Source organism: Collinsella aerofaciens, assembly GCF_015548375.1.
Lineage (GTDB): Bacteria > Actinomycetota > Coriobacteriia > Coriobacteriales > Coriobacteriaceae > Collinsella > Collinsella aerofaciens_AB.
Window position 1 is genome coordinate 45,822 of sequence record NZ_JADMWW010000008.1, and the last position, 18,722, is coordinate 64,543.

At 59.6% G+C, this 18,722-nt stretch carries 14 protein-coding genes; 7 read left to right on the forward strand and 7 right to left on the reverse strand.

What is annotated here, in order from left to right; all coding sequences use genetic code 11:
• Positions 1–72: 72 nt before the first annotated feature.
• Positions 73–351, reverse strand: coding sequence for a hypothetical protein (locus I1969_RS04920; RefSeq protein WP_195233451.1), 279 nt, complete (start codon positions 349–351; stop codon positions 73–75).
• A 268-nt stretch (positions 352–619) separates the two neighbouring features.
• Positions 620–862, reverse strand: coding sequence for a hypothetical protein (locus tag I1969_RS04925; RefSeq protein WP_195233453.1), 243 nt, complete (start codon positions 860–862; stop codon positions 620–622).
• A 302-nt stretch (positions 863–1,164) separates the two neighbouring features.
• Between I1969_RS04925 and I1969_RS04930 the strand changes: the two genes are divergently transcribed.
• Positions 1,165–1,815: a 3'-5' exonuclease gene (locus tag I1969_RS04930; RefSeq protein ID WP_195233455.1), complete on the forward strand. Its 651-nt coding sequence runs from the start codon at positions 1,165–1,167 to the stop codon at positions 1,813–1,815.
• A 145-nt stretch (positions 1,816–1,960) separates the two neighbouring features.
• Positions 1,961–2,143: a hypothetical protein gene (locus tag I1969_RS04935; protein ID WP_195233457.1), complete on the forward strand. Its 183-nt coding sequence runs from the start codon at positions 1,961–1,963 to the stop codon at positions 2,141–2,143.
• A gap of 20 nt (positions 2,144–2,163) precedes the next feature.
• On the opposite strand, the gene I1969_RS04940 is transcribed toward I1969_RS04935, so the two are convergent.
• Positions 2,164–2,565: an HNH endonuclease gene (locus tag I1969_RS04940; RefSeq protein WP_195233459.1), complete on the reverse strand. Its 402-nt coding sequence runs from the start codon at positions 2,563–2,565 to the stop codon at positions 2,164–2,166.
• 199 nt (positions 2,566–2,764) lie between these two features.
• On the opposite strand from I1969_RS04940, the gene I1969_RS04945 reads away from it, so the two are divergent.
• The 3 genes from I1969_RS04945 to I1969_RS04955 are packed head-to-tail and all read left to right on the forward strand — an operon-like array spanning position 2,765 to position 6,479.
• Positions 2,765–3,454, forward strand: coding sequence for a hypothetical protein (locus I1969_RS04945; RefSeq protein WP_195233461.1), 690 nt, complete (start codon positions 2,765–2,767; stop codon positions 3,452–3,454).
• Positions 3,455–3,475: 21 nt separating this feature from the next.
• Positions 3,476–4,975 carry a hypothetical protein gene (locus tag I1969_RS04950; RefSeq protein WP_195233463.1) on the forward strand — a complete coding sequence of 500 codons (1,500 nt, stop codon included), beginning with the start codon at positions 3,476–3,478 and terminating at the stop codon, positions 4,973–4,975.
• Positions 4,968–6,479, forward strand: a complete 1,512-nt coding sequence (locus I1969_RS04955; protein WP_195233465.1) for a hypothetical protein — start codon at positions 4,968–4,970, stop codon at positions 6,477–6,479. Before I1969_RS04950 ends, I1969_RS04955 begins: the two co-directional genes overlap by 8 nt.
• Before the next feature lie 192 nt (positions 6,480–6,671).
• Here the strand turns inward: I1969_RS04955 and I1969_RS04960 are convergent, their stop codons facing one another.
• From I1969_RS04960 to I1969_RS04970, 3 genes are all read right to left on the reverse strand, one after another.
• The gene (locus I1969_RS04960) at positions 6,672–9,446 is read right to left on the reverse strand and encodes a hypothetical protein (RefSeq protein ID WP_195233466.1); all 2,775 of its coding nucleotides are present in this window, start codon (positions 9,444–9,446) and stop codon (positions 6,672–6,674) included.
• 70 nt (positions 9,447–9,516) lie between these two features.
• Positions 9,517–12,423 carry a hypothetical protein gene (locus I1969_RS04965; RefSeq protein WP_195233468.1) on the reverse strand — a complete coding sequence of 969 codons (2,907 nt, stop codon included), beginning with the start codon at positions 12,421–12,423 and terminating at the stop codon, positions 9,517–9,519.
• Between the two features lies 1 nt (position 12,424).
• A complete protein-coding gene (locus I1969_RS04970) occupies positions 12,425–12,808 on the reverse strand; it encodes a hypothetical protein (protein ID WP_195233470.1) in 384 nt (127 codons plus the stop codon).
• 236 nt (positions 12,809–13,044) lie between these two features.
• Between I1969_RS04970 and I1969_RS04975 the strand changes: the two genes are divergently transcribed.
• Positions 13,045–14,022: a Fic family protein gene (locus I1969_RS04975; RefSeq protein ID WP_195233472.1), complete on the forward strand. Its 978-nt coding sequence runs from the start codon at positions 13,045–13,047 to the stop codon at positions 14,020–14,022.
• A 153-nt stretch (positions 14,023–14,175) separates the two neighbouring features.
• Here I1969_RS04975 and I1969_RS04980 read toward each other — a convergent pair whose 3' ends face one another.
• Complete coding sequence (locus tag I1969_RS04980) at positions 14,176–14,451, reverse strand: hypothetical protein (protein WP_195233474.1); 276 nt, start codon at positions 14,449–14,451, stop codon at positions 14,176–14,178.
• A gap of 344 nt (positions 14,452–14,795) precedes the next feature.
• On the opposite strand from I1969_RS04980, the gene I1969_RS04985 reads away from it, so the two are divergent.
• Complete coding sequence (locus tag I1969_RS04985) at positions 14,796–18,641, forward strand: VaFE repeat-containing surface-anchored protein (RefSeq protein ID WP_195233476.1); 3,846 nt, start codon at positions 14,796–14,798, stop codon at positions 18,639–18,641.
• Positions 18,642–18,722 lie beyond the last annotated feature (81 nt).

Sequence of the window (18,722 nt, forward strand, 5' to 3'; positions counted from 1 at the left end):
TTAAAAGCCACAAACTGCCTAAACAGGCCGCCCGTATGGGGCTTTTTCTTTATTCCGACATTCCATAGGCATCTAGAGCAGGTACTCCATGACGGTACCGGTCGAGTCGGTGCGGAAGCGGATGCTGCCCACCGTGTTCTCGTGGATCATGTCGCCGGTCGCCACATCCACGTAGACGGCATCGCTGAGACCGCGCGACACCTCCATCTCGGTGGCGCCGGTCTCGGAGTCGATGCGGAGCTTTCCGACCTGGTTGCGCACGTGCATCTGGCCCCTGGAGTCCTGGCAGCGCTCGACCGTGCCGCTGCCGGCCTCGGTCAGGTGCACGCTATTCATTTGGAAACTGTTCACAGTTACCCCTCCCCCTCTGCAAGAAGGCATGAGGCCGGGCCTTTCCCGGCATTGGAGGGTTTTATCCAATTATAGACTGACGTCGGGACGTTCCCGATAACGTTTCCGAGCGTCGCCGGAAGGCCATGTTCCGAGCATCTCGACTTCGAGCCGAATGGGCAAAGGGCCCAACCGTAGCGAAAGGGCTTCGAAGGGGGTAGCCGAAAAGAAACCCCGTCCCAGGCTGATTCCGGGACGGGGCCAAAAGGGGAAGGCAAATCGAGCTATATTACGTAAGCGAGTAGCCGTTGGTGCCGATCTTGCCGACGACATTGGTCGCCATCGTGATGACATCGCGGAGCTTGCCGGAATAAATCGAAAGCACGGAGACAAGTGCGAGGGCAAGCAGGCCGATGAGGATGATCATCTCGGTGGAGAGCACGGCACCGAACTTCTCGTCAGCTGCACGACGGACATTGTAGGTCTTGGCCATGAGGTACATGGCCATGGCGTTCATGGTTCCAGAATCCATGATGCACTCCTTTCGGTTGGGGGTTCGAGTCTTCAGCCCCCGTCGACACGATGGGATGGACCTCCACCCCCAAATAAGATTTTGCCCCGCGAAATGCATCAACAGAAAGTAATTTGGTGCCAAGGGGTGACAAATGGTGACATGGAAAACGCAGATAGACCACTACGTACGCGGCCGTACAACATATGTTCGACAAGATTTAATGACCTCCTGGTCGCAGGCGCCACAAAAGGCCTATCCGGTGCTGTGATAGAGTCGAGGCAGCTAACGGCGAGGTCACCAACTAGTGAGAGGAACGGCGTATGGCATGCATGCGTGTAACCGGATCGGCCGACGAGATCGAGCTTCTTGCGCGCTCGTTCAGAAAGAATCCGGTGCTTCGCCGCCGGCTCGACGGCATGATGACGGGTTATTTCGAGGCGCAGGCCCCGAAGGTTGTCTGCCTGGACCTCGGAACGACGGGGCCCAACCCCGTTGAAGATGAGATCGTGGCCATCGCGATCGTGGACTGGGCGGGAAATGCGGTCCATGAGGGGAGATACAGGCCAAGTCGCATGGAGTTGTGGCGGGCGGCATCTGAGGTCAACGGGGTGGCCCCCGACAACCAGATAGACCTCCCCTCCTTTTTCGACGACCAGGTAAAGATCAGGGAGATCATCTGGGGCGCAGACGAGGTTATCGTCTACAACGCCCAACTCGTCATGAGGTTCCTGGAACACAACGACGCTGCGCCCGCCTCAGGTGCCAGGGTCACAGATACGATGTATGAATATTGTCTATGGCTCGGGGAGACGAATCGTAACTACAATCGCCTCGCACACATTGAACTGACTGATGTGGCCGATCATATCGGCTACGACCGGCCGGACGGTATGAGCGCAAGCCTAGCCAATGCCCTCGCCTGCCTCGCCGTCCAAAAATGGATCGAGCGGCAGCGGCGTGAAGAACAGTAGGCTCTCTGGATATCGGGGCAGCACGACACGCCATCGAGTTTGGCGCATTGATGATTTCGTGGATGATTGTTTCGATTTTGCGACACGGGATGATTCCACCGAGCGGCAAGACGCTCAGGGAACTCGGCTTGGAGAGGTGATTAACATGAACGTTAACGATTTTATGGCGAAGCACGGTATCACCGATGCCGACCTCGAGCGCATGGCCGCCCCCTATGAAGATGGCAGCATTGAGCTCGAGCCCGACGGCAAAGTATTCATCGGCTCGCATCTCGATACAGTCGGCACTCGCCGCGCGACGGTGGTTAACGATGAGAAGGATACTTAGAGGGTTTGCTATCAGATACGCTACTCCTCGTATTTGTTTCCCTTCCCACAGTTGCAGTCCTCGCAGAGCGTCAGCAGGTTGCTCATTACGGATTTTCCCCCTCGTGAGACGGGTTTGATATGGTCGACGTGGAGCTTCACGCCGTCCTCGCGGCCACGTCCGCACTTGACGCACCTGAAGCCGTCTCGGCGCAGCACGTCATAACGCATCGCACGCGTGACCTTCGCGTGTTCCTCATCGTTGGCCATGCGCCGGTCCTGGTACTCAAGGCGGCGCTTTTCCCGTTCCTTTTTCTTCTTGGACTTGCGATGCTCCTTTATGAACATCGTCAGAAGCGTCTCTGCCGCCCAAAGCGCGATGGCAATCTGAATTAGCGGCATGAGCGACTGGAATATCTGGGTATAGACATCGGATGTATCCATAGCGTTCCCTTCCGTTGAAAACAGACTCTTCAAGCATAAAAACCCGCAAATGCCGCCGCTCCCCCACTTGGTGCCATGAGGTGCCACTCGTCTTGGAACACTTGTTCATAGCCGCCCGTCCCACTGCCTCCGAAACGATGATTTGAACATCGAAAGATCGGACGGAGGGAGAGATATGGCCGAGGAGCTTGACCCGAGCATGCTTCCGAATTGGCTGAGGGACACTGATGACGGCCCGTCGGTGAGGCCCGGTGCAGACGATGGCGCCCGCTATGGCCTCACATGGTGCGGCAGCTTCACGGTCCACGGCCTCGGATTCCAGGCGATGAACGGGACGACGACCGATTTCGCGATGGCCTGGCCCATCGGTAACGGGGCCTGGCAGGTACTGCAGGACGCCTACGACATCTATGACCCCATCGCCGGACAGGACGGCTATATCGAGACCGACGACCTCAACGACATCATGCGCGAGAACGGATTCAGTTCCCTTAACTCATTTACCGTCGCAGAGGGCGCGGGGTGGCGCGAGAGCCTTACGCGCGCCGTCGCCGCTAGGTGTTGCAGGGAGCGCTACTCGGTCCCCCTGACCTTTATCGATGGCCCCTCGGCACTGTCCAGGCTCGTCTCCTGTGCCACCGCGTTCGACCCGTATTCGGACAGGGCGCTCGTTGCCACAGAAATCGAGCGGGAGATGGTGCGCCAGGAAAACGCCTACAACATGGCCGCATACGCCAACGCGCGCGAGTTTAAGAGCACGCAGCTTCGCTCTATCGCGGTCGTTCCGGAGAAGTCGGTTGGCCATGGAATGGGAATGGCGTCTGTGGGGAGCCTACGACACCACCAAGACCAGAGAGTAAGCGGCAACGGACCCAAGTTCGGACATTAGCGACCGGGGGGATAGATAACAATGTATGAAAAGGTATGGGAAGGCGCGGCACCTGGCCTAGACGGTACCGAGTGGGACCTTACCTTTGAATTCGATGAGTCCACCGGACTGTTCCAAGTGAGCGGATCGGTGGACGGCGAACCCCTTGACAGCTATGAATGCGCCGACCCGGTAATATCCGGCCTCATGGCGCGCTCTGAGAACGACCGGCCGGATGATCCCTACGACATGGCGCTTATCCCGCCGGCGCCCTTGGAGATGCAGGGTCGATTCGCCCCCTTCTCCTCACCCGACCAGATCGTCTCGGGCACATGGCGAACTCCCCGTGACTGGCCGGAGGTGAGAAAGGACGAGACGGTCCGGGATCTCTTCATGAGGAGAAACGACATAGTGAGATTGACCGATGACGTCAACCCTAATCAACTGGCCATAAAGGAGTGCTCAAGGCTCCTAAACGGTATGTACGGAGATCCTTCCAAATGGCCGCGGCGTGCTGTTGATTCTGTGCTCAACTACCCTCGCGGTACCATGCCCGTGAATAAATACAATGACTCCGGGCTCTTTGGGTGTACGCTCCCTCCGCAGTTCTCTGCCGCCGTTGTTCGCGCCGGAAGCGTGTTAGAGGGCAGGGCTCTTGACTATCGTGACGCGGTATACGCCCTCTACAGGAAGGCTACGTGCGAGTATCCCTATGTAGACTGGGAGTGGGAGGGCGGTCGCTGCTTCGGCGTCATCCCCAGCGTCGATGCGACGCAGTTCATCCAAGAGCTATCCGAAGGGGACACCGTGACCCTTTCGCTTGCCGCCAGCTTCACCTCATTCGGCGGTGGCACCTTGGAACTGGGTGATGTAAGTGTCAATCTTAAGTCCGCCGACTGGTATAGGAAAATGTTTGATGAACATGAACTCCTCCATGGCGCCCTAGACGTTAGGAACTTGGGGAAGCTTTCCCTCGATGAGTTCAACGCCTATCTTCGAAATTGCGACAGTTCGCATCTCTACGCACGCTGGGCCGGCGCCTTCCTCGATGGCGAATACGGCGTGGACCTCGAGGGTGAGACGGACCGGGTTCTCATCTCGGCAAAGACGGTCGCTGAGTTCGTTGCCGTGGGTGATTACGGCCTTCGCCATAAGGCGTTTGCATGGGAGGTCGTCTCTTGGTCTAAATCGGAAGACATCTACTATGTCGAGATGTGGCAGGCGCCAAAGTATTTGGATAAAGGCCTCACGAGCTCCGAGCAAGCCTGGAAGGAATGGGACATTACCTTCGACTCGTTCCCATCGGATTACATACCGGATATGCGCACCATGCCCATGACGATGGACGGCGAGCCGGGGGCGTTCGTCAACGCCCGCTACGCGATCGACCCGGATCGTCTGCTCAGGGGGCACTCCCATGAGGGTACCCGAAACAAGACGGTGCCCGGCACGGCCGCGCTCAAGGAGAATCTTGCGAAACTTGACCAGAAGGCAAAAGTAAATCAGTCATCGAAAAAAGAAAGTCGCGGTTGGCATGTTTGAGAAGGTATGGAGCGGAGAGATCGAGGGCTGCAAGATCTCCCTTGGGTTCAATGAGACACGTGGTCTGTTCAGATACACCGCGAAAAAGGATGGCGTGCTCATAAGCGACCGCCTTTGCGCCGACCCGGTCGACGCCGGCCTCATGGATGCCCCCGGTGTCATATGGAACAACAAGACGCCGCCACTCCCCGCCTCATCGTTTATCTCCTTCGAGGGCCGCTTCTCGATATTCGGCACGCCCGAAGATATTGTGGGCGGTACCTGGCTCTCCCCCGCCGACTGGCCGCAAGATCGTAAGAGGGTGGCGGTCTACGAGCTGGCCGGGCGCATGAACCGGATCGCGAGCAGTTATTCTATCGACCGCGTACCGGACGAGGCATACTTGAACTTCGGCCTCATCGACTGCTCGAAGCGCCTGAACGCCATGTTCGGAGGTCCCGAAAAATGGCCGAGGGCCGCATTCGAGCTCCTGCTCACTGCCACCGGGTACAAGGAGCTCGCGCTCGGAAAAAGCTTCGCCTACAGCGACCCGTACCTGCTCGCCGACCCGCGCAAGATGCCTAGGCAGGTCGTCGAACAGATTCGCAAGGCGGCAACACCTAGTATGCGGCATGAGTTGCTCTCTTATCGAGACGCCGTTGTCAGCCTTTGCAAGGAGTCCCGCATGAAATACGGGGGCAACGCGGATGCGTTCACAGTTCTGCCGTTCGTGAACGTCGCCGAGTTCATTGACGAAATCCGGCAGTCCGACAGGATACACGTCGACCTATATGCGGACTTCGATGGCGATGCCGTGCCAAAGGCCAACTTGGGACAGACTGCTATTACCCTCAATGACATAGATGCCGAGAAGATTAGGCTTAATCTGGACAGGGCTAGAGAGAAGCGAAATTACTATTGGTCGATGAGGGGCGAGAATTCCTCATCCAAACTGAACCTCTCGACATTTACGTTCGAGTTGACTGAGTTGGTCGCGGCCATCAAGTCATGTGCCGACTGGAGCCTGTTCTTCAACCATCAGGTCCACTTCCCGAACCTCGGCTATGAACTCGACGCGAACGGCGATTCAGATCGCATCCTCCTTGCCTGCGGCATGAGTGAATGGCGCTCGGACGACGCCCAGGAGTGGATGGCCGTATCGCGCTCGAAATCAGATCGTCTCTACCATATCGAGCGCATCGACGCATGGGATTCCTACGAAGGGCCTGAATTTGAGGTCACGGAATCGTACACCACTAAAACCTACCCGAGCGACCTCATCGACCAGATCGCGGCAGACCATAACGGGTTCAGGGAGACGGATGGCGTCCCACCCTTCATCAACGCACGCTACGCCGCCCAACTGGAGCATCTGCGTGAAGTTTATCCCCTAAGGCATAAGATCCCAGAGAATACGCCTAGCACAGCGGCATTGAGGGACGGGCTCGCCAAGCTCGAGGGGAAGAAGGCTGAGAGAAAAAAGACGCCCAGCCACGACAGGTGGCCGGGCTACTTCACCTATTGATCGAAAAACCGGGGGAGCCGAACGCGACGCTCCCCCGGTTCCACTTCCCCGCGGGCGACAGCCTGCAAAATCACAGTTGGAGCGGAGCTTTTTGGAACCTTTCCCGCCCGCTATCGCCGGTCCCCCTATTTCGAGCTGACGACGCCGTCGGCTTGAGCCAAAGACCACTTGATGTACAGGACGGTATCGCGCTTAGCCGTAATCGAGCCGGTCGATTCGCCCTGCTGGCTCGCTGAAGTCAGCCAGCACATCGGGACATACCGGCGCCAGGTGCCGTCGGATGTCTTCCGGTAGACGTCTTCGGGTTTTGCCGGGGCGACGCGCTCGCCCCAGTAGACGGCCTTGTGGGCGCGCCCGTCGTCGACGATGGCCGGCAGCGCGACCCCCCCCGAGGGAATGGGACTCACGTCCCTTGCCGTAATCGGGGAGTTCTAGGGCACCAGCAACCTCCGGGGCGCCGTCGCTCGCGGCGGTGCGGTACACGGCCCCCTCCTCGGGATGAAGCGAGCCTTCCGCATATTCGATCCTTACCGTGCAGCGATTGCGGCCGTAAAGGTGGAGTTCCTCGCCTGCCTTGAGCTCCGATCCCCCATAGGGCCTCGTCAGCCCCGTATCGGAAAACCAGCCCGTAAAGCCCGTGCTCTGCTCCTCGCCGAAATGGTCATTCAGGTTGCATCGGGTTTTCAGCGCGGCCGCGGTGGCCTCCGCGCTGGCCGCGTGGTGGCCGGGTTTGGCCGTTTCCGTGAAGACGACCGATTCGTCATCCACTCCGTCGGCGTGATAGACGACCTTTACCCCTGCGATATGGATGGGCCCGGCGCTTACGAATCCATGGAACCGGTGAACGAGCGGTGAGTCATGGTTGGCCCCCTTGCGCAGTTCAGTCGGAAATGCCTGCATGACGACACAGGAGAGATAGCGGTCCTGCATATCGGCGAATTCGTCTTCCGTGATGTTTAGAGTCCCACCGTCACGCGAGAAATCCCGCAATACCACGGCTCCTTCCGGTTTTGGGATCAAATCGACTTGGACGCACCTCAGGTCATTCGATGCGGTGAGGTCGCCTACCCCATCAACTGTCGGCGCATCGAGTCCCGTTCCCGAAACGTAGCCCGCCGTCCAGCCGACGTTCGAGTTGAACGCCCTTACCTCGAGGTCGAAATGCAGCGAGACGTCACCGGTGAGCCAGACCTTGATGGCGCTCCAGCGCAGGGACCTCCCTCCCTCGCCCACTTGCTCCCCGTCGGCCGCGGCATCGCTCCACCCGCCGCCCTTGGCGAGCATGCTGTAGCGGATCGATCCTTGCCATGGCGAGCCCTCGAGGCGAAGCGAGAGCGCCTCTATGCACATCAGCTCGGACATATTCATGCCGACATGGCGGTATGCGGCGCATTCGGGCATGTCGCCGAAGTTCGACAGGTGGCATGTTCCGATAATGGAGGCGCCTGAGCAGCCGTCGGACACCTCGTCGGTTTCCGATTGGTACCAGCGATAGGAGAAGTGGGTCGGGGCATTGCCCCCGTTGCCCTTTTTGACGTCCGACCAGTTCCTGCACGGGCTGCATGTGAGAAGCGGGTCCGAGCAGGCCACGGGCTCCACGCGAGTCAGCTCGGGCTTGCCGTCGTTCAGCGTGAGCGAGCCTGTGAACTGCACCTCCTTCACGACCCATGCCGAAGCGCGGTCGCCCGCCACCCCATCCTTGTAGCCGCTATGGAAGAGGTTTAGCTTCGAAGGCTTCGCGACGGTCGCATTCGGCCTGTTCACGCATAGGCCCGAGGCATCGCTTATGATGGCCATCGCGCCGTCGCCGTACAGGGCACCCCCCTCGGAAAACCTCTTCGTTACCCACCATGCGCTGGCCCTCGATTGGACGCCCGCGCTGTTGATTTGAAAGGGCTGGGTGCAGTTGGTATGGCTGAATTCCTTTCCGTCCCATGGCCCGCCCCATGAGGCGATCACCGCGCGGGATCCATCGGCCACATGCGCCGGTCGCATGGTCGTGAGAAAGCCCGGGACGGGTCCCCAGTCGGATTGATAGGTGTCATCGCGGACTTTGGAGAATTCGGTGAGATACAGCTGGTTGAAATTACCGCCATATGCCTGCTGATAGATATCCGTCGCATCGGTAATCGAGGCGTCACGCACGTCCCAGTTGAGCGTGTCGTCGTCCGCGGCGTGGATGCGGCACACGATGCCCTGGATATCCTCCGTCGTGAGGTAGGTATGCTCCACGGTGGATGATATCCATCCCGTCTGGGAGTGCAGGGCGTCGACGTTCTCGTCATGTGAGACGCCCTCGACGTAGATGTTGAAGATGTTCAGGTCCGCGGCCCACCTATGGGTCACGTCTCTCGATGTTCGCCTGTACCACTTTCCCGTGTCATGGTACTGGTAGTGCTTCCATCCGGTATCGTGTCGGCCGGTGCCGACCCCAAGCTCCTCGTTGGTAAGGTTGCCATCGAAGGTGACGATATTGTTCTCCTGCTCGTCCTCCTTGATTGCTCCGAGGTTGTCATGCTCCCACGCGAACCATAGGCGGTGGCCCCTGGGGTTGTAGTTGTCGTCCCCGCAGGCGGTCAACGGGTAGAAGGAGAGGTGGAACCACAGCTCGTTCTCGTAGTCGCATTCAACCTGGAGGTTCAGGGCGTAACGAAGGATCTGGACGTAGGCGTAGCGGAAGGCGTACCACTCGGTCCATCCGTTTGCCCAGCCCATGCATTGGTTTATGGGGTTTGACCTGCCCCTACAGCAGTTGATCTTGCCGTTGAGCATCCCATAGGCGTCCCAGGCCCCCTGGCCGATTCCCGCATTTTGCCCCCAATAGTCCCACCCGAGCGCCGTGTCGGCGCCGAGTAGGCCGAGTCCTGCCGCGACCGCCAGGGCCGCGAACAGTCCTCGTCTCGTAATGGGAGTATCCCCTAAGGATGAGCCTTCGCTCTTCCCCTCATCGTGCTTGTCGAGTCTCATCTACGCACACCTCCCGTCAGGGACATGCGCGGGCTCGGGAAGGAGGCCGCGCCTCCGTCCCGAGCCGTCGTTAGTTCTTTGCCGTGGCGACGCCGTCCGACTCCGCATACGCCCACAGGGCGTAGACGGTCGTGTCGCGTTCCATCTTGATTGTCGAGAGAGGCGTCCCCCCCCCCGCCCTGTCGGGCATGTAGCCCTTGAAGACGAGGCGGCGCCACGTTCCGTCCTCGCGCTTGGCGAAGACGTCCTCGTAGCCGGCGAGCGTCACGGACTCGCCGCGGTAAAAGGCGGTATGCCCCACGCCGCCATCGCCGATTGCCGGCAGGTCGATCTTATCGAGCCTGTGCCTCTCGGCAAGACCGGTGAAATCGGGCAGCCCGAGCGCACCGTCAACCGCATCCGCGCCATCGCTCGGCTTTCTGCGGTAGACGGTCCCGGCGTCGGGCTCAACCGATCCTTCCGCGTACTCGATGCGCAGCGTGCAGCGGTTGCGCCCGTATAGCTTCAGTGCGCCCTTCCTGGGAATCTCGAGGGAGCCGGCTGGATCGCGCAGGGCGGCGTCCTTGAACCAGCCCGTGAATCCGGTGGCCGCGTCCTCGCCGTAGTGTGCATAGAGGTTGCAGGGGTTTTTCCCGGCAGCCTCCAGCGCGGCCACGATGGGCGCGTATCGATCGCCGGGATGGACATTCTTATCGACATATACTCGATGACCGTCATCGATGCCGTCCGCATAGTACTCGACGCTTGCCGACTCGATGAGGCAGGGCTTGGATATGACGGTGCCGCGATAGCGGTCCGTCCATATGCGGTCGGTGTTCCTGGAAGGAAGGCGAAGGGCCAACATGGCGGCTGCGTATAGGCACCCGGAACCGAACTCCTCGGTCACCTTGACGTTCTCCTCGGCGCTGAACTCCCGCACCACCCGCGCGCCCGTCGGCTTGCGGATAAGGTGGACGTTCATGCCCGAGATCTTGGTATCGGAGCTCCCGTCCGGCTCGGGACCGCATGCCGGTGCCGTCTCGAGCGTCAAGGGCTCGTCTTTTGAGTTGTGGACGTACACCGGGTCGCTCCACGCGCAGGTGCCGCCGAGCAGCTTGGTCCTGACCACGAGGTCGTACTCGTCTGCGATGTCCCCGGTCAGCCACACCTTAACGCGGCTGATTATCTCGGTATCATAGTCCCCATTCGAGCACACCTTGGACCCGTCGGCGCCCTCATCCCATTCGCCGCCGGTGAAGCGCTGTGCCGCATAGTGAATCGATCCCTTGAATTTCGAATCCTGAAGACGCATCTCGAGGCTGAAGATGGAATGTCCCCCATGGGGCCAACCGATATGGTGGTGCGAGTAGGCCTCGGTCTGCTGGCCTCCCCATGTCGCGACTCGGCAGGATGCCATGATCGCGGTGTCATCGCTTGCGACCGCCTCCTCCGAGTCCGTCATGTACAGACGGAAAATCGGGTAGACGGGCAGTTCGCTCTCGTTTTTTGCCCCCAGGACATATCCCGCCGGCTTGATGCTCTTAGATTCGTCCTTGAACTTGTTGTGCCACCCCAGAATCTTCAGGCTGTCGCCGACCTGGGCCTCGTCCTTGGATAGCCCGACGTCGCCGTGGCAGACGACTTCCTCGAGAATCCATTGGGCGTTGACCTGGGTTGCCCAGAGTCCCGGGCACGCCGGATTGGACACGGCGACGCAGGTGCTGCTGTCATCCCGAGTAACCCCCCAGGTGTCGAGCCTCTGCCCGTCCGCATCGGAGGTGATGAACCAGCATTTGTGGTCCGTCTCGTTCGTGACAGCGGGCTCATGGTGGACCCACCAGGAATTCGTGAGGTTAGTCGATTCGGGGTTACGCCAGATTTTTGCGTAACCCCGCTCCATGGTGGGAGAGGTGTGGCCATAGTTATCCAGGCCTCGATCGAGACCGGGGCCGATCATGTTCGCGATGCAGAAAGTGAAGCATCCCAGCCCATCGGATTTATTCGGCCAGAACATCCAGTTCTGATTGACCCCGTCATAGTCATGGTAGAGGCAGGTGCCGCGACCGTTCTCGTAGCGAGCGACGGGGACATTGTTCTCGTAATAGCCCTGGACGAGGTCGACCCTCAGGTTCGGTGCGGTGACGGGGATGATCTTGAAGATGCCGCCCATGAGCGACATGTCGTTGTCGATATATATCTTGTCGGTCTGGACGGACATGTCCCTATCCTTCGGAGCATTCTGCGAGGAGACGATGGCCGATGAGGGCCTGACGTTGTTCTTCCAGCAATTGAAGATATCGATATGCGCATAGACGTTGTGGCCGGTCTTTGCCTGCCTGCGTCTCAGGAATGTCGACCATCCGGGACCCTCATAGAACCCGTGGTAGAGCCATCCGTAGGCATTCACATGGCGGTCCTCGCCCTCGGAGCCGTCGTTGATGAGGTTGCCGACGAAGTTGCCGACCGGCACGCCGTCGATATAGCACGTGCCCTTGTTGTCGTCGCCGTCATCGCGTCCCAGCCAATATCCCCTCCAGGGATTGCTCGCGCAGTAGGAGGTGCAGTAGTAGAACGGACGGAAAACGATGTGGTCATAGAGCTCGTCGGACCAATCGCACTCGAATACCATCGCGAAGGCGTAGCCAAGTCGGTGGCTGTAGTCATTGTAGATATTCCATAAGTCCCAGTTGTTCGCATAGCCGAACCAGCGATCGTTGACGCCACGGGTCCGATCCGGATGCGTCAGGTCACCGCTGTCCTTGCTTGGTCCGATATAGCCGGCTCCGGGCCCGAAGTCGACGGCTGCATATGCGAGCGCATCGCTCGCGCCCATCAGGCCGAGGCCGGCGGCGATGGCGAGGGCCGCGAGGAAACCGCGACGCGAGACCGGTGTGAATAAGCCTGTATCAGATTTGCCGTCATTCAGCAGTGCGGCATCCCCGGCCAGTCGGGCATCAGTTGACTTTTCCCCGTTAGCCCCTTTTTTCCAGGAACCCATCTCAGTACTCCCTCGATTTGACGGCGGATAGGCCGCAGCAGGCCAGAACGGCCAAATAGACACCCGCATGGCACAGGTCGAGCCTCAGCACGGCGAGTGCGCAGGCCGCAAGGCCGAACACGGCGGTGAGCGCGTAGAATCGCCAGCCATCGACCTTGCGCGCTATGAGGGCGAAGATGAATATGGCCAAGGGGATCCAGATGCTCTCGATGGAGCCCCGCGTCAGATAGAAAAGGACGGCACGCCCGCCCATCGTGGGAGCTATGTTGACGATGATGGAATAAGCGGAGAAGGCACAGGAAGGCAGAAGGGCCGCTGAAGACACCAGCGCCGAGAGGGAGAGCTCCTCCTCATCCGGCCCCATAAGAGAAAGGTTATCAAACACTCGATGTCCTCCAAGGAACTACGGTTGCCATCAGATGCACGGGGCCTTGTGGCGACCAGCCCGCCACAAGCCCATGGTTGCTTGCGGGCATTCGGCCCCATCAAAAGCGTAAATCGACAACATGTATAGTGCCGGGTGGTTTGGTGCCATTGGGTGACAGGATCGGTCGTGGGCGACTGCTATCCTGGGGTAAAATGTCGTAAGGAATCGGTGCGTCTATCGGAGTATGCAGAAAAATGTTGAACAAATTATTTAATTTGCTGGCTAGGGCAAATAAAGATAGGAAGCCCGCCGATAGCCCACATGCGAATAGGTCCCTGAGCCCGGAGCTGCAGCGACATTTTGTCCAGAGCTATATCGATCAGGTCGGGTTCGAGCGCGAGAACTCCATCCCGAACGGCGTGTATGAGACGTCCATCGTCTCTTTCGTGTTCAACCATGAGAGGATCGAGGGCAGCTCGCTCACAGAATGGCAGACGAGGACGATTTTCGAAACGAGGGACACCGTTCTCGCGGACTCTACCACCCCGGGAAATGTCCGCGAAACCGCAAACCACACGAAAATGTTCGATTTCCTTTTCGATTCACTGGATAGGGAGCTCACTCCCGAACTCATAAAGGAGATCCACCTGCAACTCATGGACGGAGTGATGGACGTACCCGGCCGATGGAAGGTCTTGGGGAACGGAGTGGGAAGCGTCATCACGGCGCGACCGGAGGAGGTCCCCGCGCTGATCGACCGCCTTGTCTCCGAATATAACAAGTATCAGCCGTCCCTGGAGAATATCGTCAGGTTCCACGTGCGATTCGAGACAATCCACCCCTTCCCGGACGGTAACGGCAGGGTCGGAAGGGCAATTGCCTTTAGAGAGTGCCTACGCGCCGGCCTTGTTCCGTTTATCGTGACGGACGCGTCCAAGGATGCCTACTACGACTCTCTCGATGAGTTCAGGGCGGGAAAAGCCGACCCCCTTCTGACTTACGCTGAGGATATGCAGGTTGATTTCGCTTCCACGGTAGCACCAATTCTCACCGACCGGTCACTTTCGGATCAACTGCTCGGTGAGCTTGGCGTGGATAGGCCGAATTTCGATGAGGACGCCGGCTTCGTCGGCCCATCCACGAAATCGCTGAAGTCCAATCTTGCCGCCGCTAATATGAACAGAACTACAACCAGTTCTGATAGTAAGACTGTCCGCACTCGTCGGATTTAGCTTCAGGCATTCGTCGGGCCGCTCTTGTCGAGCGGCCCTCTCCATGCGTTAATGAACGCTCGTCGCAGTGTTTACACTATACAAACGCCTGTATCTCCACCCTGTCATCCCATGCCTTGTTTCCAGTTGAATTCTTCAATCCTGTCGCTCGTCTTAGCAGTCGACAAAGCGGACGGGGACGTCCATGGGCAACGGTTCACGCGTCGTGACCTTGATCGATCCGAAACTCGAATTCAGCACCTTCCGATGGGCGATATCGGCGGGCATACGAAAATAGTCCTCGCTGTCGATATGCACGGTGCAGGTGGGCCACCCGCCGCACGTGACAACAACCAACTCCCCTACCGCGGTGGCGCTCTCGAGGAATTCGCGGACCGTCATCTCGCGGCGCACTAAATCGGCGCCCATGTTGGGATCGGTTTCAAACATATAATTTCCTCCGGTAACTCGTTGACGAGGGCGCATGCGCGCCATTGTATTCGCGTCGTCAAAAGGCAGACCGGAAATCTGTAATGTCCAGTTTACTACAAGCAGCCTCACCGGATCCGAACTCCCCTGAACAGTTGTTCCGAGCGGGCGACTGGGATACCTCACACGGTAGCGTGAAAACGATAGGTCCAATAAGCACCGCAGGCGCGAACTGTCACCCCGTGGCACCAAATCGGCAGGCATAGCGCCGATGCCGGCGGTACGTTAGACCATGGGGACGCATACCCATAAACGCAGCCCGAAACCCGCGTCCCCTCTCCGGTAACCGAGAGAATGGAGCATTCATGCGACCTGGAGGAAAGATGAAGGAGTGCGCCGGCAGGCTCTTTCGCCGCATCGGCGCCCGTCTCAAGAAAGGCGCGGTCCTCGGCACCGGAGCGGTGCTTATCGCGAGCCAGGTGCTCTCCGTCGTACCGGCGCCGACTGCCGCTTATGCCGCATCGTCTGAGACGATTACGCGCGGCGAGCGCGTGAACTACGGCGGCTTCTACATGTACAACTCGACGACCTCGGAGGGCACGCCGGCGATCTGCCTCGACCCGGCCAAACGCCATCCGCTGGACGCCTCAACGGCCCAGGCGCAACTTCCGATCGAAAGCGACTGGTCAAAGTGCTATACGGGAGGGGGCGGTGAGCAGACCAAGATAGACCGCCTCGACGGTATGGCGAGGGTCCTCTACTACGGCCCCACGGGCCCGGGTTTCGAAGAGGCGAAGGCGAAGGGCCTTTGGAACTTCAACTGGTACGACGGCACGCCCCTGGACTACGGCAAGATGCTCGCCATCCAGCATATCGCGCTCTCGGCGCTTTCCAAGAGCTCCAGCCAGTACGGTATGCAGGGCACGACGGCCGCGTTCCGCAACTGGTGCTATAAGACCATCCTCTACTACAACGGCAATATCAACGCGGGCACATTCCTTGCAAATCTGGACAAGAATTTGCCGGGGCCCGCACCCCAGTCCTTCAAGGACACGATCTACCTCGTCAACTACGGCACCGGCACCCAGTGCCTCATCACCTTCCACAACAAGGGCAAGCTGAAGCTCAAGAAGGCGAGCTCCAACCCCGGCATCTCCGACAATAACCCGTGCTATTCGCTCGAGGGCGCGACCTACGGCGTCTACTCCGACTCCGGTTGCACCCAGCAGGTGGGAACGCTCACCTGCAACGCATCCGGCGACTCCAACGTAATCGATATCGCCCCGGGCACCTACTACGTCAAGGAGACCAAGGCGGGCAAGTCCTATGCGCTTGATGAGGGGATCCACCAAGTGAACGTGTCGGGCGGCCAGACTGCCACCGTGAACGTTACCGACGCGCCCCAGAACGACCCCGCCGACATGCTGGTCGCCAAGGTCGATAGCGAGACGGGCAAGGCCTCCCCGCTCGGTGCCGGCACGCTCGCGGGCGCGGAGTTCACCGTCAAGTACTATGACGGCTTCTACACCCAGGAGAACCTGCCCGAGAAGGCCACGAGGACTTGGGTTCTGAAAACGGATGAGAATGGCCGCACTTCTCTTGCGCGCGTTACCCTTGATAAAGACAAATACTTTGTTTCCGGCGATAGCTTCTATACGAGCACAAATGGGAACATTACCCTCCCAATTGGCACCGTAACTGTCCAGGAGACAAAGGCGCCCAGCGGATATCTTCTTTCGGATAATTCTATTCATATCCAGCAAATTACATCTAATACAACGACAGAGCGTGTAACCACCTTCGTTGAGCCCAGCGAGGACGCCCCCACCGTGCGCGAGCAGGTCAAGCGCGGGGACATCGCCTTCAATAAGGTGCATGGCGAGGATATGACCGGTCTCGCGGGCGTCCCGTTCAAGATCACGTCCAAGACCACGGGCGAGAGCCACATCGCGATCACCGACGTGAACGGCATCCTCACGACCGAGGCCTCCGCCTGCCCGCATACCCAGAACACCAACGGCAATGATGCCGCCCTGCACGCCGAGGGCACCGTAGACGAGTCGAAGCTCTCCATCGACAACGGCCTGTGGTTCTCCGGCTCCAAGGACGCCCAGACCGCGGCAGACGACTCCAAGGGCGCGCTGCCATATGACACCTACACCTTCGAGGAACTCCGCTGCACAACGAATACCAGCCTCAACCTCGTCAAGTTCGAGGTGACCGTGAGCCGCGACGCCTACACGATCGACCGCGGCACGGTGGACGACAACCCCATCGAGATCGGCACTACCGCGACCGACGGGGCCGACGGGGACCATAAGCTCCTGGCCTCGAACCAGGCCGAGATCGTCGACTCCGTCTCCTACAAGGGACTCAAGAAGGGCACCGAGTACGAGCTGCAGGGCACACTCATGGATGCCGAGACCGGAGAGGCCCTGAAGGGTATGGATGGTAAGGAGATCACCGCCACAGCCAAGTTCACCCCCAAGGCGTCCAGCGGCAAGCAGAAGGTTAAGTTCAAGTTCGACGCCACGCTTCTCGGTGGCCACAAGGCCGTCGTCTTCGAGCGCCTCTATCTGGACGGCAAGATCCAGGCCTCGCATGAGGACCCCGAGGACGAGGACCAGACGATCGAGTTCCTGCCCGTCGAGATCGGCACCACAGCGACTGATGCGGCAGACGGCGACAAGTCCATCGGCGTCGGCAAGGCCGTAACTGTCGAGGACGAGGTTTCATACAAGAACCTCGCAACGGGCCGTGAGTACACTGTGACCGGCACGTTGATGGACTCGGCGACCGGAGAGCCCATCAAGGATGCAGAGGGTAATACCGTAACGGCGTCCACGACCTTCGAGCCCGAGGATACCGTGGGCAAGGTGAAAGTGACGTTCTCGGTCGACACCTCGACCCTTTCCAACAAGAAGCTCGTCGTGTTCGAGAAGCTCGAGGCGGACGGCAACGTCATCGCCAGCCACGAGGACCTGACCGACGAGGGGCAGACCGTCGAGGTCATCCCGCCCGAGATCAAGACGTCGGCAGCCGATGGCGCCGACGGCGATAAGGAAGTCACCGCCGACGGCAAGGCCACCATCGTCGACACCGTCAAGTACACCGGCCTCGTCCCCGGCACCGAATACGAACTCCAGGGCACCCTCATGGATGCCGAGACCGGAGAGGCGCTGAGGGGCGTGGATGGCAAGGAAATCACCGCTTCAGCCAAGTTCACGCCGCAGGCCCAGGACGGAACCAAGGATGTGACCTTTACCTTCGATGCGAGTGCGCTGGGCGGCGCGAAGACCGTAGTTTTCGAGAAGCTGTTCGTCGACGGTACCCTCATCGGCTCGCACGAGGACCCGACGGACAAGGACCAGACGGTCGAGATCTCTCCGAGCCTCAAGACCACCGCGGCCACAATCCAGGGCAGCAAGGTTGTGAAGCCCGAGGACGAGGCCGCAATCGTCGATACCGTCCACCTCAAGGGCCTGCGTCCAGGCCAGAGCTACACCCTCACAGCCTCGATCAACAAGAAGGCCGACGGCACACAGCTCACGCTCACGGACGTGAAAGACGCCTCGACCCTTGCCGGCAACGGCATCCAGAAGGGATCCGATACCGACGCCGCCGGCACAGATCTCTCTAAGGCACTCGTCGACGTCACCGGAACGGGCTCCTTCGTAAACATCCCCGAGGGCGCGAAGCTCACCAAGAACGATGACGGGACCTACACGCTCACCGTGCCGGGCGCGACTCAGGACGCGGCCGACATCGTGACGAAGCTGAGTGGCGGCCAGGTGAAACTCGTGTCCTCCGATAAGAGCAACAAGACCGAGGGCGACAATACGGCAACCGAAACCGAATCGACCGGAAGGGGCTCCACGCTGGGCACCTACGAGGTCATCGCCAACGGACAGGTGCGGTTCACCCCCACCGTCTCGGACCTCGATGTGGACGTCCCCATGGTGTTCAAGGCCTCCGACGTCGCGGGCCAGCAGGCTGTCGTATTCGAGAGCCTGCAGCGCGATACGGACGGCAGGGAGATCTCCAAGGAGACCGACCTTGAGGATACCGACCAGACCATCGATATCGAGAACACCCCCGAGGGCAAGAACCTCGAGCAGACCGGCAACTGGGTCCTCTACGTGGCAATCGCCGCAGGAGTCGCGGCCTGCATCGCCGGAATCGTCCTGGTCTGCCGCAAGCGCAAGATCTAACGCATATCCGCGATATAGCAGAAGGGCCCGCTCGAATGAGCGGGCCCTTTTTTCTTACAGCGTTAATCGAATATTCCGTCT

Bases quoted from the DNA above. Each gene is read 5' to 3' on its own strand.
- I1969_RS04925 (WP_195233453.1), bottom strand. From the start codon at position 862: ATGGATTCTGGAACCATGAACGCCATGGCCATGTACCTCATGGCCAAG.
- I1969_RS04930 (WP_195233455.1), top strand. From the start codon at position 1,165: ATGGCATGCATGCGTGTAACCGGATCGGCCGACGAGATCGAGCTTCTT.
- I1969_RS04935 (WP_195233457.1), top strand. From the start codon at position 1,961: ATGAACGTTAACGATTTTATGGCGAAGCACGGTATCACCGATGCCGAC.
- I1969_RS04940 (WP_195233459.1), bottom strand. From the start codon at position 2,565: ATGGATACATCCGATGTCTATACCCAGATATTCCAGTCGCTCATGCCG.
- I1969_RS04945 (WP_195233461.1), top strand. From the start codon at position 2,765: ATGCTTCCGAATTGGCTGAGGGACACTGATGACGGCCCGTCGGTGAGG.
- I1969_RS04950 (WP_195233463.1), top strand. From the start codon at position 3,476: ATGTATGAAAAGGTATGGGAAGGCGCGGCACCTGGCCTAGACGGTACC.
- I1969_RS04955 (WP_195233465.1), top strand. From the start codon at position 4,968: ATGTTTGAGAAGGTATGGAGCGGAGAGATCGAGGGCTGCAAGATCTCC.
- I1969_RS04960 (WP_195233466.1), bottom strand. From the start codon at position 9,446: ATGAGACTCGACAAGCACGATGAGGGGAAGAGCGAAGGCTCATCCTTA.
- I1969_RS04965 (WP_195233468.1), bottom strand. From the start codon at position 12,423: ATGGGTTCCTGGAAAAAAGGGGCTAACGGGGAAAAGTCAACTGATGCC.
- I1969_RS04975 (WP_195233472.1), top strand. From the start codon at position 13,045: ATGTTGAACAAATTATTTAATTTGCTGGCTAGGGCAAATAAAGATAGG.
- I1969_RS04980 (WP_195233474.1), bottom strand. From the start codon at position 14,451: ATGTTTGAAACCGATCCCAACATGGGCGCCGATTTAGTGCGCCGCGAG.
- I1969_RS04985 (WP_195233476.1), top strand. From the start codon at position 14,796: ATGCGACCTGGAGGAAAGATGAAGGAGTGCGCCGGCAGGCTCTTTCGC.